Below are 16016 nucleotides of genomic sequence, written 5' to 3'. Positions count from 1 at the left end.
CGGTCGCGAGCCCGGATCACGGGAGGGGACGACATGGTCGACGACGAATCCACGGTGACCCTGCTCGACGAACGGATGGACGCCGAGGGATGGTCGGCCGAACAGGTCACCCTCCGCCTGACCGCCGGCGGCCCTCTCACGTTGCGGGCGGACGCGGGGGGCCGGGCGGTGCAGTTGCAGATCGGCGAGCACGTGTCCCGCTACCGGCGGGAGTACGCGGTCACCGACGTCGACGCGGTGGTCCGGGCGCTGCCGCCCGGTGACCCGCTCGACCAGCTGCGCCGGGTGCTCGACGTCCGCCCCGACGACGAGGGCACCACGATCATCGCCCGCTTCCTCGAATGGCTGAAGCGCCACGGCATCGCGTACACCAGAACCGAGCGCACCGACCTGTGACGCTCAGTCCCGGCCGAGCGTGGGGTCGGCGCCGGGGTCGCCGGCCCGCTGCAGCTCCTCCTCGAACATCACGAACGTCCGGCGGGCCAGGCTGACGGTCAGCGCACGTTCGTACGGTGTCCGGGACCGGCGTTCCTCCCGCGCCACCTCGGCTATCGCCCGCATCGTCCCGTAGAGCGCGTGGACCGGTCCGTCGCCCCGCAGGAACTGCGCCCGGTTCTCCTCGACGAGTTGCACGAACTCCCGCTCCGAGAGGTTGTATATCTCGCCACCCGTGGCGAACAGGATCTCGTCGACGATGTCGTTCGCCGGCTGCCATGCCCCGGTGTCGAGGGCGAGCCGCCAGGCCGCCAGGCCACCCTCCGGGGTGGACACCATCTTCACCGGCACCGTGTGGTATTCGAAGTATCCGGGCAGCGTCAGTCCGGGCTGTTCAGCCACTGGTCACCCTCTCTCTGGACCGCCCGGATCGCGGCACCCCCGACCGCTGTCGTCGATTGCAGCGCGTCCCAGAATAGTCGCTGCTGGGTGAGGAGGATCCGGGCCCGGATCGCCTGTTCCGTGGGGGTCAGCGGCTCTCCCCGTTCCGTCGCGACGGCGTCGAGATCACGCCGTACCTCGAACAGTGCGTGCTCCCAGGCGGCGACCGCGTCCAGCGCGGCCAGGTGCAGGCGGAACTCGGCGAGATGTCCGTTGGAGGTCCGCAGCAGCATCTGCACGTCGCGGTACCCGCTGCGCATGGGGTCCCGGAACCGGTCGTGGAACCGCACGATCTCGACGTCCGGGTCGGCGATCAGCCGCTGAAGCGCCCGGTAGAGGTCGTCCAGGGACCGGAATTCGATCTTCGCACCGGCCAGGTCGGTCAACCGGGAGACGTCGCCGTCGTAGCCGCGTATCTTGTCCTCGGCCCGGACCCGGTCCTTCGGGCGCTCGCGCCAGCCCGGGTGTCCGCCACCTTCCTCGCCTTCGCGGGCGATCCTGATCGCGAGGTCGCGCAACTCCCGCTGGGCGACGGCCGCCTCGGCGTACAGCGCGTCGAGGTACCGGGACCGGTAGTCCGGGTCGTTGCGCCGCGCCAGGTCGAAGCCCGCCTGCCGGCGGCCGTCGCCAATGACGACCGCGTCGCTCACCGCCGACTGCCAGGCGGTCAGCGGGGTCGCCTGTGGTGCGGGCGTTCCCGCCGCCAGGACCTGCTCGACACCCAGCTCGGCGACCTCTGCCATCGCCTCGGCCAGTGCCTCGACCGCCTTCGGATACTGCGTCAGATGGGTGAGCGTCAGCGGCCGGGCCGCCAGGGAGTGGGCCAGCTCCGGCGACGACCCGACGAGCCGCGCCAGGTCCGGGTGATCGGCCAGGATCCGGGCCAACGGTGTCGCAGCGGCCGGCTCCGGACCGGCCGACCGTGCTCCGGGCCGCTCCCCGGCGGTGGTTTCCCCCGCGCGGCCGTCGGCCCGCCCTCCCCGGCCCGCGGCTGCGGGGCCGCCGGCCGCGGATCGGAAGCCGCCGACCTGACCGGCGTCCCCTCCCGCCGCGCCGCCACGTCGTCCGACCGTCCCGACCCGCCGTCCGGGTGGGCCGGCACCCCCGCGGACCGTCCCGGCACGCCGTCGGGGCGAACCGGGCCGCCGTCCGGCCGGGCCGTGGTCGGACCGGTGCCGCCGGCCGTCCCGGAGCTGCGGGCGGCGGCCGTCCCGGCGCCGCCGTCGGTACGCGGCACCGACCGACCCGCGGCCGGACCGGTCCCGTCGACCACCGCCTCGCCGCGCATCGCGGCGATCAGCCGCTGCGCGGCGTTGCCCAGCGGGAACGACTCGGCCAGGTGGTCGCGCAGTTCCAGCGCCCGGGCCCGGTGCTCGGGCAGATGCCGCAGCGCCGTGCCGACGTGGTCGACCCAGACCGGCATCCGGCGCCGGTCGATCTCGTCGAGTACCCGTCGCATCGCCGGGCCGTCCACCGCGCCGTCCGGCCCGGCGGCGTCGAGCAGCAGCTGCCGCAGCACGTCGACGGTGATCCCGTCGCGTACGGTCGCCGGCTCGCCGAGCCGCGCCGGCACCTGTTCCGGGTCGCCGAAGAAGAGGCCGGCGCCGGTGCCCTCGCCGACGACGACCGGTACGCCGGCGCGGGCCGCCTCGCTGGCGACCAGCCCGAAGCCCTCGTGGATCGACGGCAGCATCACCAGGTCGGCGTCGTACAGGTCCTGGAGCAGTTCTGCCGTGTCACGGGTGTACAGCTTGACGACCACCTCGGCGCCGGCGAGCCGGGACAGCTCCTCGGCCTGCGCGATCGCCGCATCCGGGTCCGGTGCGCCGCGTACGGTCAACCGGACCGGAACGCCCTCCGCGACCAGCAGCGGCACCAGCCGGGCGGCGAACTCGATGCCTTTGATCGGGTCGTCGGCCCGGCCCTGGACCGCGATCTCGAAGTGCGTACGCCCGGCCGGACGGGGCGGCGGGTCGCCCTCGGTGCGCGGCATGTCGGAGATGATCCGGTGCACGTCCGGCGGGGGCACCGCCGCTTCGGCGCCGAGCCGGGCGGCCTCCAGTCCGAGCAGCGGGCCGACCCCGGCGGCCACGTCCGCGCCGGACATCAAAACCCGCTCGGTGGCGGCGTGCCCGAGCCCCTCGGCGGTGTTGCCGCGCAGCGCGTCGAGGACCTCCGGCGAGGTGTGCAGCACGTGGACGTACCGGGCGTCGGGATAGGCCTGCTCGACCAGCAGCCGCGCCGCGCCGCCGCCGAACCGGGAGTGCCCGACGACGACGTCGACGTGGGCCGGAAGGTTCTGCGGCAGCAGGGTCATGGCCCGGGTGTCCGGCCTCCCCTTGGCGTCGAGCACACCCCAGACGTGGTCGACGCCGACGACGCGTACGCCGGGGGCGGGTTCGGCCGAGGTGACCGAGAGATCGCTGGAGTCCACGGTGGACACCCGGGCGAAGGCGACGGTGCCGGCGGCGCCGAACGCCTCGGTCAGCTCGCGGTTCGCGGTCGGAATGCCGCCGTGGGTGGACCACCACTCGGTGCAGACGGTCATCACCCGGGTCGTCCCGTCGGAGGGACCGGCGATGGCGGTGCGCAGCACGACCTCGCGCAGCGAGATCTCCCGCCGCCAGGTGGCCTCGTCGACCCGGGCGACGCCGTCGCCGAGCCCGTGGATGGCGTCGTGCAGGCCGGCGGCCCCGTCCGGCCCGAGCAGGTGCACCGGCGGGATCCGGTCGGCGTCGAGGCCGTCGAGCCGGGACCGGATCGCCGTGGCGAGTCGCGGGTCGGCGGTCACGATCAGGTCGGCCCGGGCGAGCACCGCCAGGTGCGCGGCGTCCGGCACGGTGTCGACCACCTGCACGATCCGGGCGTGCGGGTACGCGTCCCGGCGCACGTCGGCGATACCGGCCGTCTCGCCGAAGCCGATCAGCACGTCGGCGTCGGCGGGCTGCCCGTCCAGCCGCAGCAGCGGGCTGATCGGCCCGGTGACGCCCGGAATCGGGTCGGCCCCGGACACCCGTGCCCCCGGGCCGAGGTCGCGCGACTCCACGCCGGGCGTACGGACGACGACCCGGTCGCCGCCGGCGCCGAGTTCGGTCGCCAGCCGGGCCGGCAGGTCGCCGCCCCGCCCGCCGTCGTAGGCGATGATCCGCAGGGTACGGGTCGGCGGCGGCCCGCCGTCGCCGCGCAGCGCGGCCCGGCCGGCGTCGCCGAGGTGCCGGCCGATCAGCGCGAGGCGGTCGGCGGCGCCGGGGTCGTCGGGGCGCAGCCCGAGGTGGTCGCGCAGCCGGTCCAGTTCGGAGCGGGCGTGCGCCGCCGTCGCGGGGTCGTCGAGCAGGTCGGCGAGCACCTCGACCTCGGCCAGCCGGCCGAGGTCGTGTGGGCTGAGGGTGGCCCCGTCGACGTGTTCGCCGGGGCGCAGGACGTCCGGCGCCGACAGGTCGAGACCGGCGTCGGCCCGCTGCCGGATAGCCGCGAGTTCGGCGACCTCATGGGCCACGGCACGGGCGATCGCATGGTCACCGGCCCGGTCGGACAGCTCGATGCGGTATCCGCCGTCCTCGGGCGGGATCCGGCCGCCGGGCAGTTCGGCCCCGTCGGCGTCGACCGGCACGCTGCGGGCGACCGCCCGGTCCGGCAGCCGCTCGGCCGGCACGGTGGTCACCTCGACCGGCGTCGTCCGCAGCGGATGGCCGGCCGGCAGCCGGTGCCGGATCTGGTCGAGGGCGTCGCGGCCGGCCCGGCCGACGGTTTCCGGCTCGGGGGTGTCGCGCAGGTGGCCGTGGAACTGCGAGTCGGGCACCTCCGCGGCGGTGATCGGTCGGACCGGGAGATCGGAGTGCGGTCGTCCGGCAGCCGGGTCGGCGGCCGGGTCGCGGGTGAATCGCGGTCCGCCGTCGGCGATCGGCTTGACGCCCTTCCAGTCGGCGCCGAGCAGCGCCCGCTTGCCGATCCAGGTGGCGTCCCGGCCGTGGTGGTCGTGCCAGCCGGCCTGGCTGATGTCGAACGGGGTCGGGTAGCCGTCGCTGCCGAACCGGTGCCCGGCGGCCCGGTCGAGGATCTGCTGCCCCGCGGCCCGCTGCCGGTGGGCGTCGGCGGTCATCTCCTCCGGGCCGGTGCCGCGGTGGCGCTGCCGGAGCCGGTCGGCGTCGACGGTGTCGTCGCCGGCCGTCCAGCGTGCCAACTGGTCCAGGTCGGCGTCGACGTCGCGCAACTCGGAGCGCAGCCGGTCCAGTACGGCGTCGGCCCGGTGCTCGGTGTTCGGCGCCCAGTCGTATCCGGCCCGGGCCCAGGCGTAGCCACCGACCGTGGAGGCGGCGTGGATCTCGATCCGGTCGACGCCGGAGTAGTGGTACCAGTTCTCCAGGTGACGGTTGAGTTCGCCGGCGAAGCCCCGACCCTGCGCGCTCTCGGAGAGCTTGAGCGAGACGTGCTCGACGTACAGGCTGCCGTCGTGGTCGCGGTGGAACGCGCGTACGACCCGGCCGACGACGCCGCGCTCGGGATCCACGACGTCGGCGCGGATGGTGACATCGTTGCGGTAGACGCTGACGCTGTACTCGTCGGTCAGGTCGAGCCGCAGTCGCAGGCCGGCGAACTCCCGGCCGTCGAACAGGTCGGCGACGGTCTGCCGGATCGTCTCCGCCCACTTCGTCGCCTCGGCGTCGGTCGTGGGGAGCAGTTCGTCGAGCGACGGCGGCCGGCCGTCGCGGCGCCAGGCCGGGTCGGTCCAGACTCCGTCGTTGGTCGGTTCGACCGGCGGCCCCGGTTCCGCCACGAAGTGGCCGGGATCCGCGCCGAACGGATCCGGAACCGCGCCGGGTGCGGGTACCGGGTCGAGTTCCGACGTCGGGTGGCCGAGCCGGCCCAGCTCCCGGTCGACGGCGGCGATCTCCTGGCGCAGGCGGGTCTGCTCGTCCGGATGCCACGACTCGTGCAGCTCGCGCAGCAGGAGGCGGCGCTCGCCGAGCCGGGCCTGGGTGCGGGGCTCACCGGCCGGCCGGGCGGCCGGATCGGGCCGCGCCCCCGCGGCGTGGGGGTCGGTCTGGGCCCGGCCCGTCGGATTCGGGTACGGCGTGGCGGCCGGCTCGGCGCGGCCGAAGAACCCGCCGATCCGGCTGATCGCCCGGCGCAGGACGCCCTGCGGCCGGGCGTGTTCGGCGGTCGCCGCACGTTCCTGCATCGTCTCGGTGATCGCCTGCACCCAGACCCGGGGCAGCTGCTCGGCCGCCACCCGGTTGTTGACGACCGTCCGGTGCGGGTCGTCGGGTGTGCCGGCCCGTACCGCGGTCTCGGCCAGGTTCGGCAGGTCCCGCCCCACCTCGGGGCGGAAGTGGTGCGTGCGGCCGTCGGTGCCCTGCACCCGGACCAGCGGGCCGTCGGGCTGGATCCGGGCGACCGAGCCGGCGAAGTCGTCGGGTGACAGCCGCTGGGTGGCGCCCTGGAGTTCGAAGACGGTCACGTCCGGGGCGTATCCGGGGCGGCCGTCGGGCACGAAGCCGGTGCCCTCCATCGGGGTGACGGCGTGGGTCGGGCCGGGCCGGGGCCGTTCCTCCTGGACGGGCGGGCCGCCCCGGTCCGGCGGCTCGACCCGGTCGGGGTCCGTCGCCCGGGGCACCGGGCCGTCGGACCGGGATCCGGTGGGGTCGTCGCGCATCGGCGGCCAACCCTGGTCGGTCTGCTGCCGCTGGATCGCGGCCAGGTCGATGCCGAACCGCTCGACCACCCGCGTGGTGAGGGGCCCGTGGAGGGTGCCCTGCACCCGCTCCCCCGCGATCGGATGGGTGCTGTTCGCGATGGCGGTGTCGGCGCGGGCCACGGTCGCGTCGACGGCCAGTTCGGGATACCGGTCGACGAGCGTACGGCCCGGGGTCTCGCTCTCGCCGATCAGGTAGTCGCCGCGGACCCGGTGCTCCAGGGCGGCCGGCGGGTCGCCGGCCAGGTTCCGGTAGTCGTCGCTGCGCGGCAGTCTCGGGTCGGTCGCGAGGTCGCCGTCGGCGTGGTGTCCGGCGAGCCCGCGCAGGAACTTCTGCTGTACGGAGAACGCGGCGAGCTCGCTCTCCAGGCGGATGTCGGCCAGTGCCCGGTCGACCAGCGCCCGGCCGCCGGGCAGGTCGGCTGCCGCCGCCCGGACGGCCTGCCCGAGCAGTGCCGAGTTGGGCTGCAACAGGTGCATGCCCTCGTGCACCAGGGTCGCCGCGACCGCGCTGATCGACCGGGGCGCTCCGCCGGACGTCGGGTCGACGAACATGAGACCGGCCTCGGACCAGAATCCGCCGCGCGCGGGCCCGGCGATCCAGTCCCGCAACCGGTCGGTCAGCAGGGCGTCGGGCAGCAGGGCACGGGCCGAGTCGAGGTCCTTGGGCACGAGCCGGTCCAGGCTGGTGATCGCGTGCTGCGCGAAGCCGGCACCCAGCACGTCGCCGATCTTGGCGACCATGACGGCCTGGTCGATGGCGTGGAACCGGTGCGTGGTCGGGTCGACGCTGACCGCCCGGTTGGCCATCTCGACGGAGTTGAGCGGGTCGACGCCGTGCAGGTCGCGCCAGCCGGGGTGGGCGGGTTCGCCGTCGCGGCCGAAGTCACGCCAGCCGGAGTAGCGGTCGCCGTAGTCGTCGACCATGCGGCTGAGTTCGCGTACCTCGGTGACCAGGGCCGGCAGGTCCGCGACGCCCCGGGTCCGGTCGGCGACCTCCTGCAGGCGGTCGGCCTGGGCGGCGACCGCGCGCAGGTCGGCGATCCGGGTGGCGACGACGTGTTCGGGATAGTTCGCCCGCAGCCGGTCGGTGGCCCGGTCGACGAGTTCGTGAACCTGTCCCGGCAGGTCGGCGCCGTAGCGGGTGAGCTGCTCCGGGAAGTTGACGCTCGGCGTGAGCTCGTCGAGCCGGGCGCCGGACGGGTCCGGGCCGTCGGGGACGCCCGGCGCCGGCTCGGGGGTGGTCAGCCGGGCGGCCTCCTCCTGGAGCTGGCTCAGGATTCGGTCGATCTCCGCGGCGGGCCTCGGCTGGAGCGAACCGTCGGGTGCCGGCACCGCCAGGTGTTCGGCGGTCCACCGGACCACCGGATCCGGCAGCGTGGTGTCGGCCAGGATCGCCCGTACCCGGTCGGGGGTGAGCGGCGGCGGCAGTTCCCGGGTGGCTGGGCCGGCATCGCGGAAACCGACCTGGTCCAGCCCGAGTACGGGTACGTCGCCGGGCTGCACGAGGTCGGGCAGCGGCACCCTGTCGGCGGTCCCGGCCTGCTCGGGGGCCCGGTCGGGGGTGGACCGCCGGTCCGGGCCGGCGGGATCGCCCGGCTCCCGTGGCGCCGCCGGCTCCGGCGCCGGCGGGATCCGGTCCGGTGGAATCCGGTCCGGCGGGACGGCCCGGTCGGTGGGTTCGTCCGGGCCGCGGGGCGGGGCCGGGTCGGGTCGGGCATCGGGATCGGTGCGGGAGTCCGCCCCGACGCGGGTCGCCGGGTCGGGCGGTGAGGTGGCGTCGGGCCGCGTCGTCGGGTCCGCCGGTGGGCGGTCCAGGACACCGTGCAGTTCCTGGTGCAGCGCCCGCCAGCCGGCGGCGAGCTGCCGGTCGACGGCGGTGGCCCGGGCGGCCGGATCGACCGGCAGGTCGCCGGGCAGGACGATGCCGGCCGGGCCGGCCTGCGCCCACCGCCCGTCGACGACCACCAGGTTGGGCCGGACGACCACCGGCTGCCCCGCCGGCAGCGCCGTGTTGACCTGCACCGCCACCTGGACCGCGAGCCCGTCGGGATAACGCACGGTCAGGGTGCGGCTGTCCGGGTGCCAGGTCGCCCGGTGCGGCTGGTCGGGCGCATCGGGTTCCCGCCCGTCGAGCAGGCCGCCGATGTGCCCGTCGACGCGGTCGGCGGTCAGCTCCGGCGCGGCGCTGACCGGCCCGAACGCCGCCGGTTCGGCGGGTACGACCTGGAACGGCTCGCGCCGCGCGTCCGCCGGAATCTCCTCCGGCGCCACGATGCGCCCGCCGGGGCCGTGGTCGGGTTCGGCGGGCGTGCGGTCGCCGGGGCCGGACGGCTCGGCCGGCACCGGGCGGGGGGTGTCCGCCTGCGACTCCGGCACACGGGGTCCGGGGGACGCCTCGGCGCCCGCCCGGTCGTGGGTCGGACCGGGGGCAGGGCGATCGGGGTCGGATCGGCGGCGGGGCGGTCCGGGGTGGGGCCGGGGCCCGGGGGTCGGCGGCCGGACGGTCGGTGCTCGGCACCGGGGCCGGGTGGTCGACCGTCGGAGTCGGCTCGGGTGCGGGTGCCTTGGTGGTCGGCGGCGGTCGTTCGAGCGTGCCGGTGCCCGCTTCGGCGGACCGGACCGGCTCGGGGGTCCGCGGCCCACCCGCGGCAGCCGGCTGGCGCGGCCCGCCGTCCCCGCCGCCGGGGTTCCCCGGACGGGGCCCGCCGTCGGCGGCCGGCTGCCGGGGTCCACCGTCGGCCGGGCCGGCCGGGCGCGACGGGCCGTCGCCGGTGCCCCGAGGGGCGTCGGCCGGTGGCAGTTGCGGCACCCCGCCCGGTACGGATCCGTCGGCCGGCTCCGCCGGCGCCGGGGTGAACGTCTCCCGGTCGAGCACGTTGCCCTGCCGGTCGATCGCGCCGGACTCGACCCGTACGCCGTCGGCGTCGACGCGGGCGAACTGCACACCCTTGTCGTTGAACCGCAGTTGTACGCCGGTGTTGCGGTCGACGATGCCGGTCTCGCGGGGCAGGGCGAGGGTTTCCTGGCCGATGCGCAGGCCGCCGCTGGGGTGGGCGAGCTCCAGGTGCGTCTGCATCCCGTTGAAGACGCCCTCGATGGCGCCGTCGCGGGCGCCGAGCAGGGCCTGGTCGCGTACCTCGGACCAGCTTCCGCCGGCCAGCAGGGCGGTGCTGCCGCCGATGAGGCCGCCCGCGGTGGTGCCGCCGACGACCTGGCCGGGCAGCCCGCCGAACATGGCCGCGCCGAACAGTCCACCCTGGACGGTGCCGGTGACGATCTGACCGACGTCGAGGTCGGTACGGGTGCCCTGCGCGATCTGCATCAGCTGGCCGACCATGTTGCCGCCGCCCATGAAGCCGGCGCCGATCGCGACCCGGGCGCCGACGTACTTGGCGAGTTCACGGGTGAACGAGACCTCGGCGATCTCGCGGGCGACGTACTGGTTCAGGCTCTGCCGGGAGACCTGTTCGAAGGTCTCGTTGACGGCGATGCGGGCGCCGGTCTGGCCGGCGACGGTCCGGGCGCCGAACCTGGTCAGGAGCTGCTGTTCGAACTCCTTGACCAGCTGGGCCCGGGTGGCGAGCAGTCCCCGGCCGGCCAGGATCCGGGCCTGGGTGCCGAGCTGGCGCTGGAGTTCGCGCTGCACCGCCCGGTTGGTCGCCTGGCGCAGCCACTGGCCGGCCATCCGGTCGGCGACCGTACGGGCGATGACGTTGCGGGGCAGCATGTTGCGGACCAGGGTGGCGCCGGTCTGCCGGGCGACGGTGGTCAGCGCGGTACGCAGCGGGGGCAGCGTGGCGGCCGCCCGCGGGATCGCGGTGACGACCCGGGGCAGCGTCGTACGGGCGAACGTCGGCACGGTCACCCGCAGCACGCTCGGCGAGACGGCCCGTACGACGGTCGGGACGGCGCGGGCCACGGCGAGGTTGACCGCCCGGATCGCGGCCCGGATCGTGATCGCGCTGATCGCGGAGCGGACCACGGCGGCGGCCGCGGCGAGGGCGCCGCGGAACGTGGCGATCGCGCCGGCGGCGCCGCCCAGCGACAGCCCGCCGGTGGGGATCGCCGCCACGATGAGCATGATCAGCGAGACGATCAACATGATCAGGCCGAGCAGGGCCATGAACTTCATCAGTTCGATCTGGAGGCCGAAGCTCTGCACGCCCTGCTGCATCGAGCCGAGGGTGCCGACCATCTGCCCCAGTGACTGGAGGTAGTCGGCCCAGGCCCGGTGGAAGTCCATGGCGGCACCGTCGCCGGCCCAGTTCTGCAGGATGCCGTCGGCGGCGTGCAGCGCCGTCTCGTACGACTCGGCCAGCGACTCGGCGGCGGCGCCCCAGGCGTCGGCGAGTGCGTAGACGTCGACCGCGCTGGACTTGGGGATCTTGCCGATCAGGACCTCGCCGACCGTCGAGTCGATCCCGGGAATCCACTCGATCAGGTCGGCGATCATGTCCATCGCCTCGGCGAAGAACCGGTCGTTATCCGACACCCGGTCCCCCGCGGTGCCCGCCTGCCCGTCCCACCCGTCAGACGCTGGTCGATCCGGCGATGTCGCCGGCGTTGCCGTCGTCGCCCGCGCTGTACGCCCACATCGCGTTGGTCACGAAGTCACCGAGCGCGGCCATCGCCGTGCCGAGTTCGGGGGCGGACGTCTTGATCGCCTCGTTCGCCGGGAGGCTGGTGCCGTCGGACGCCTCGACGGACCGGTGGTAGTGCTCGAGGAACGCCTCGGTGAACTCGTCGCGCGGGAAGGTCTCCGGGCCGCCCTCGAGGTTGGTGATGGTCGACATCGCGGTGGTCATCGTGCCTTCCAACCCCTCGCCGGCGACCTTGAGGTTGTTGGCCAGGCCGATGATGTCGGCGATGCTCGACCTGATGTCGACGTAGTTACTCATCGTCGTCCTTCGTCAGGCGCACGTCGGCGTCGTGACTGCCGATGATCCGGGTCAGGTCGGTGCCGTCCGCGCCGGCCGTCCCACGCAGGTCGCGGGGTACGACCTCGTCGAGGATCGCCCTGCTCTGCGCTGCGGCGTCCTCGACGGCGAGTCGGGCGGTGGCGAGGATCGCCGTGGACAGCGCCTTGGAGTTGGGCTTGCGCAGGACGCGCGGGTCGATGTCGAGTTCGAGCAGGTGGCCACGGGGGCCGACGACAACCTTGATCATGCCGTCGTCGGACCATGCCGTGCCGGTGACCTGGAGCATCCGTTTCTGGGTGTCGTCCATCGTGGACACGGTGCGCCGGAGGTCCTTGAGCATGCCCTCGAGCGCGCCCCAGTTGGGCCGGTCGGTCACCACCCCTCCCCAGGGTCAGTAGCTCGCGACTGACGGTGACCGACGCGGGCCTCCGGGCGAACCCGTGGCCCGGCGCCGGTCACCGGCCGTCACATTCCCGCGGCGATCTGCCGGTCGATCTGCTGCATCCGGTCGGCGGACGCGCCCAGCTTGACGCCGACCCGGGACAGCGCCTCCTTGACCTCGGACGCGCCCTGGTTCCACTGCCGCCGGGCCTCGTCGCAGGCCTCGCCCGCGGGGCCCTGCCAGTCGGCGGCGAAGAGCTGGGTGAACTGCGTGTAGAGATCCTGCAGCGACCCGTCCATCGCACCCTGGTAGGTGCCGATCGCGGTCGCCACGTCGGTGATCTGGCCGAAGTTGTAGGTGATGGTGCCGTCGGCACCGTAGCTCGGACCACTCATCGTGTCGTACCTTCCCCAGTCGAATAGCCGAAGTGCGCCAGCGGGTCTCAGCCGCGCAGGACGCTCATCACGGTGCTGCTGCCGGTCTCGGCCGCGGCGGCCCGGATGTCGGCGGCCGCCTCCTCGTCGTTGACGCCGTAGAGCGTCGAGGCGTTGCTCATCTTGCCCGAGAGCTCGTCGAGCGCGTTGAGGATCTTCTTGAGGCCCTCGTTCAGCTGAACCGAGACGTCCTGGAGGGCGGCGTTGGCCGAACCGCGCATGCCCGCCCCGCCGAGCCCTTCGATCCGACCGACGAGCTGTGCCATGCCGGTCGCCAAGCTCTCCCGGGTCTCCTGGCACTTCTGGGCCATCGCGTCGAGCTGCGCCTGCGTGGCCTGGACCTGGCCCATTCCCGGAGTCGCCGTCATCGTGGTGTCACCCCGCTCCTTTTCACCCGGCTCCCCTGGCGGAGCCTGCCCGTATCGAGATATCGGTGCATCTGGTGGAGACCCGAAGGTAGCGCCCTTCCTCCGATTGATCCACCCTGGGTAGCGTACGAGAGGCAGCCAACACTCCCGCTAGGGCGGCTTGCCGGCCGGCACTACACTCAATCCGGATCATGGATATCGGTCGGTCGGGGACGATCCGGCCGACGCGCCAGACCATCAGGTGCCGGACCATTGGGGAGGGTCGGTGGCAGAGGACGGGGGCGGGGGCGTCCACAACCCGTACGGCGAGCAGACCCGGGCCAACACCTCGGACGGCTGGCTCGACGGCCAGGAGCCACTCGACGTCGACATCGACGGCCTGGTCGGCTACGGCAAGGACATGAAGACCATCGAGGAGAACCTCAACGGTCTGACCCCCCGGTTGAGCCTGCTGGGCTCCCTGCCGGCGAGCGCCTGGACCGGCAACGTGCTGCCCGAGGGCGCGTACGCGATGTCGCAGATGACGGCCAACTACGGTGAGCTGCAGCAATACCTGCTGTTCCTCGGCACCGCGCTCAACAACATCGGGATGGCCGCCCAGACCGTGGCGGACGCGTACTCCTCGACCGACGGCTGGTCGGCCGCCTCGCTCGACTCGGTGCTGTTCGCGTTCGGTGATTCGCGCGTCGACCGCCCGGCCGGACTGCCGCCGTGGGTCACCGGCGAGACCTGGTTCGACGCCTACAGCAAGGCCATCCAGGAGGGCACCGGCGAATACACCGCCGGCGAGACGTTCAACGGCCCGACCGAGATCACCCGAAACCCGGACGGCAGCACCACGACCTCCACCGTCGGCTCGGCGGGCACCACCCGCTCGATCACCGAGTTCAACATCCCCGGTGGCGGGACGATGACCACCGTCCTCGTCACCGGCGCCAACGGCGAGGTGATCAGCCGCAGCTCGACCCGGACGAGCGGCTACGCGACCGCCGACGGCTACGTCACGACCCAGACGTCATACGACGGGAACGGCAACGTGACCGGCACCGAGACCACCACCAGCCGCTACGGCAGCGACGGCAGCCAGTCGACAACGGTCACCCGGACCACCGCGGACGGGGCGGTGGCCTCGACGAACACCGACTCCACCGACGCCGCGGGGGTACAGACCATCACCAGCACCGACGGCGAGGGCAACGAGACCCAGCGGGTGGTGATCGGCGAGCAGACCGAGGGGGCGGGGGTGCTCCGGATTCGCCGACCGTCGAGGCGATCGAGGAGATCCGGGACCGCAACTACCTGCCGAGCTGGTAGCGGCACCAGCGCGATCCGAAGGGAGACGTCATGGCCGAGTACTGGGGCGCCCGGGCCATCTACAGCTCCGGCGGACCGAACGGTGAGGGCACCCGCTACCACCAGCCGGACTCGAACCCCGACCTGTCGCTGACCCCGCCGGCCAGCGGTGCCGGCGGCGCGACGATCGAGCTCGTCTACCAGCAGATCATGGGACAGCACCCGGAGGACATCTCCGCCCTCGCCGACCAGTGGTACAACGCGTACGCCCTGCTCGCCAGCATCCGCGACCAACTGCTGACGCAGAGTCGGACCCTCTACGAGGAGACGTGGAAGTCGGCCGAGGCCCGCGACGCGTTCATGAAGATGGGGCCCGGTACCACCCTGGCCTACCTCGACGAGTGGATGGACGCCGCCCTCAACAACCAGACCGCGCTGCGCGCCCAGGTCGGCATCGCCCGCCAGTCCCGGACCGACATGCAGAACCTCTGGAACGAGTACGAGGCGGCGATCGACGACGCGAAGACCGCCAGCGGCGGCACCGCGTTCATGGAGGGCTTCAAGACCGGCATCACCCTGGGCATCTACGACGGGGACGCCGGGCTGAAGGCCGCCGAGACCGAGGCCGTCAACGAGACCCAGCAGGAATACAACCGCCGGGCACAGGAGTTCGCCTACCGGGTCGCCGGCGAGTACTTCGACACGTTCAGCAAGATGAGCGGCGGACACGGCCCGCCGTTCATGCCGCCGAACGCGGTGATGAACGTCGTCGGTCACCCGCCGTGGCGGACGCCCGGCGGTGGCCCGAACCTCGGCGCGCCGCCCCCGCCCGGGGTGCCGCGGATCACCGTCACCCCGCCGGTCGCACCACCCGCACCGGTGGTGCCGACCGCGCTGACCAACAACCCGACGCGGCCGACACCGCCGCGGGCGCCGGACCCCAGCCGGATCACCGATCCGCGGGCCGTACCCGGCCGACCCGACGTCACCCGGCCGGTCACACCGGTCGTGCCGACGGTGTCACCGCCGGTCGCGCCGAACCGCACCCCGCCGGCCATGCCGACGCTGCGACCGCCAGCGGCACCGGGACTGCCCGGCGGATCCGGCAACCCCAATGTCAACCCCGGACAGGTGCCGGCCGGCAACCCGACACCCGGCACCAATCCCGCGGGCGTCCCACGGCCGGGCACGACGCCACCCGCGCTGCCACCCAACCCGGCCAGCATGCGCGGCGGGGTCCTCCAGGCCCGCGGCCCCGGCGGCACCCCGCAGTTGCCGGCACAGCCGGCCCTCACCTCACCGGCGGCCCGCACCCCGGGCGCGGTTCCGCCCGGGGCCCGCGTGCCGGGCCGGGACGGCGGCACGCAGGACGGCACCCAGCTTCGGCAGCAGCCGGGCCGGGACAGCCCGTTCGGCCGCCCGCCGGCCGGGCTCGCGCCGCCGGTCCTGCGCCAGGCGCCGACGGCGCAGCCGACGCCCGGCCGGATCGGTGGTCCGCCCACCCCGGCCCGGCCCGGCACCACCCCGCCGGTTCTCGGCCGCCCCGAGGCGGGCGTCACCCCGCCGCCGGCCACGCCCCGGGGCCGCCGCAAGGCGGCCGAACGGGACCGGCGCCGGTCGAATCCCGAGTCGCAGTGGGTCGGTGCCGAGGAGGCGCGGGCCGACACCTCGGCACCGGTCCTCGACGCGCCCGCGCTGCCGCCGACCGGCTCGGCGGTGTCCCGTCTGGAGGAGGTGCCGAACCCGCTGCGCCGCAGCCCGACCGGTTCGGCCTTCCCGGCGGGCGGCAACCGTGGCGGGGCCGTACCGCCGGAACTGGCCACCCGGCGGACCGGCCCGGAGGGGCAGCAGGTCGACCCGGCCCGCACGCCGGGTGCGGGTGCCGAGGGTGAGCGCCGGATCCTCACCGACGAGGACGTGTTCGTGGTCGAGACGCCGGGCGGCGGGGTGCTCGGCAAGACCCGGGAGGACGCGACGACGTACCGGGCGGAACCGAAGACCGCGCTCGGCGGCGGCTGACCGGCCGGTCGACCGTACGCCGGGGGCGGT

The 16016-nt window shown here is 74.4% G+C and carries 10 protein-coding genes and 1 pseudogene; 3 read left to right on the top strand and 8 right to left on the bottom strand.

Annotated elements, in window-relative coordinates:
* Positions 1-33: 33 nt before the first annotated feature.
* Positions 34-396, top strand: coding sequence for a hypothetical protein (locus Prubr_RS27775; protein ID WP_212817844.1), 363 nt, complete (start codon positions 34-36; stop codon positions 394-396).
* A 3-nt stretch (positions 397-399) separates the two neighbouring features.
* Here the strand turns inward: Prubr_RS27775 and Prubr_RS27770 are convergent, their stop codons facing one another.
* The 8 genes and pseudogenes from Prubr_RS27770 to Prubr_RS27735 form a co-directional block, all read right to left on the bottom strand.
* A complete protein-coding gene (locus tag Prubr_RS27770; protein WP_212817843.1) occupies positions 400-837 on the bottom strand; it encodes a hypothetical protein in 438 nt (145 codons plus the stop codon).
* Complete coding sequence (locus tag Prubr_RS27765) at positions 816-1763, bottom strand: nucleotidyltransferase family protein (protein ID WP_212817842.1); 948 nt, start codon at positions 1761-1763, stop codon at positions 816-818. The genes Prubr_RS27770 and Prubr_RS27765 overlap by 22 nt, the downstream gene beginning before the upstream one ends.
* Positions 1673-8947 (bottom strand): glycosyltransferase, encoded by a 7275-nt coding sequence (locus tag Prubr_RS27760; RefSeq protein WP_212828962.1) that lies wholly within the window; start codon positions 8945-8947, stop codon positions 1673-1675. The genes Prubr_RS27765 and Prubr_RS27760 overlap by 91 nt, the downstream gene beginning before the upstream one ends.
* A gap of 1702 nt (positions 8948-10649) precedes the next feature.
* A pseudogene (locus Prubr_RS38550) lies at positions 10650-11024 on the bottom strand (WXG100-like domain-containing protein); the annotation flags it as partial.
* Between the two features lie 76 nt (positions 11025-11100).
* Positions 11101-11469 carry a hypothetical protein gene (locus Prubr_RS27750; protein ID WP_212817840.1) on the bottom strand — a complete coding sequence of 123 codons (369 nt, stop codon included), beginning with the start codon at positions 11467-11469 and terminating at the stop codon, positions 11101-11103.
* Positions 11462-11866, bottom strand: a complete 405-nt coding sequence (locus Prubr_RS27745) for a YbaB/EbfC family nucleoid-associated protein (protein ID WP_246567733.1) — start codon at positions 11864-11866, stop codon at positions 11462-11464. Before Prubr_RS27745 ends, Prubr_RS27750 begins: the two co-directional genes overlap by 8 nt.
* A gap of 89 nt (positions 11867-11955) precedes the next feature.
* Positions 11956-12267, bottom strand: a complete 312-nt coding sequence (locus tag Prubr_RS27740; protein WP_212817839.1) for a WXG100 family type VII secretion target — start codon at positions 12265-12267, stop codon at positions 11956-11958.
* Positions 12268-12314: 47 nt separating this feature from the next.
* Positions 12315-12674 carry a WXG100 family type VII secretion target gene (locus Prubr_RS27735; protein WP_246567731.1) on the bottom strand — a complete coding sequence of 120 codons (360 nt, stop codon included), beginning with the start codon at positions 12672-12674 and terminating at the stop codon, positions 12315-12317.
* A gap of 265 nt (positions 12675-12939) precedes the next feature.
* Between Prubr_RS27735 and Prubr_RS27730 the strand changes: the two genes are divergently transcribed.
* Both Prubr_RS27730 and Prubr_RS27725 read left to right on the top strand, forming a co-directional pair.
* Entirely contained in the window at positions 12940-14121 is a 1182-nt protein-coding gene (locus Prubr_RS27730) for a hypothetical protein (RefSeq protein WP_212817838.1), read from the top strand.
* Complete coding sequence (locus tag Prubr_RS27725) at positions 14019-15986, top strand: hypothetical protein (RefSeq protein ID WP_212817837.1); 1968 nt, start codon at positions 14019-14021, stop codon at positions 15984-15986. The genes Prubr_RS27730 and Prubr_RS27725 overlap by 103 nt, the downstream gene beginning before the upstream one ends.
* Positions 15987-16016 lie beyond the last annotated feature (30 nt).

It is taken from the genome of Polymorphospora rubra, from assembly GCF_018324255.1.
GTDB lineage: Bacteria > Actinomycetota > Actinomycetes > Mycobacteriales > Micromonosporaceae > Polymorphospora > Polymorphospora rubra.
The sequence above is the reverse complement of the archived record's forward strand: the minus strand, read 5'-3'. Positions and strand labels throughout refer to the sequence as shown.

What these genes read in the sequence shown, in the direction of transcription:
- Prubr_RS27775 (WP_212817844.1), top strand. Translation starts at nt 34, where the DNA reads ATGGTCGACGACGAATCCACGGTGACCCTGCTCGACGAACGGATGGAC.
- Prubr_RS27750 (WP_212817840.1), bottom strand. Translation starts at nt 11,469, where the DNA reads ATGAGTAACTACGTCGACATCAGGTCGAGCATCGCCGACATCATCGGC.
- Prubr_RS27740 (WP_212817839.1), bottom strand. Translation starts at nt 12,267, where the DNA reads ATGAGTGGTCCGAGCTACGGTGCCGACGGCACCATCACCTACAACTTC.
- Prubr_RS27735 (WP_246567731.1), bottom strand. Translation starts at nt 12,674, where the DNA reads ATGACGGCGACTCCGGGAATGGGCCAGGTCCAGGCCACGCAGGCGCAG.
- Prubr_RS27725 (WP_212817837.1), top strand. Translation starts at nt 14,019, where the DNA reads ATGGCCGAGTACTGGGGCGCCCGGGCCATCTACAGCTCCGGCGGACCG.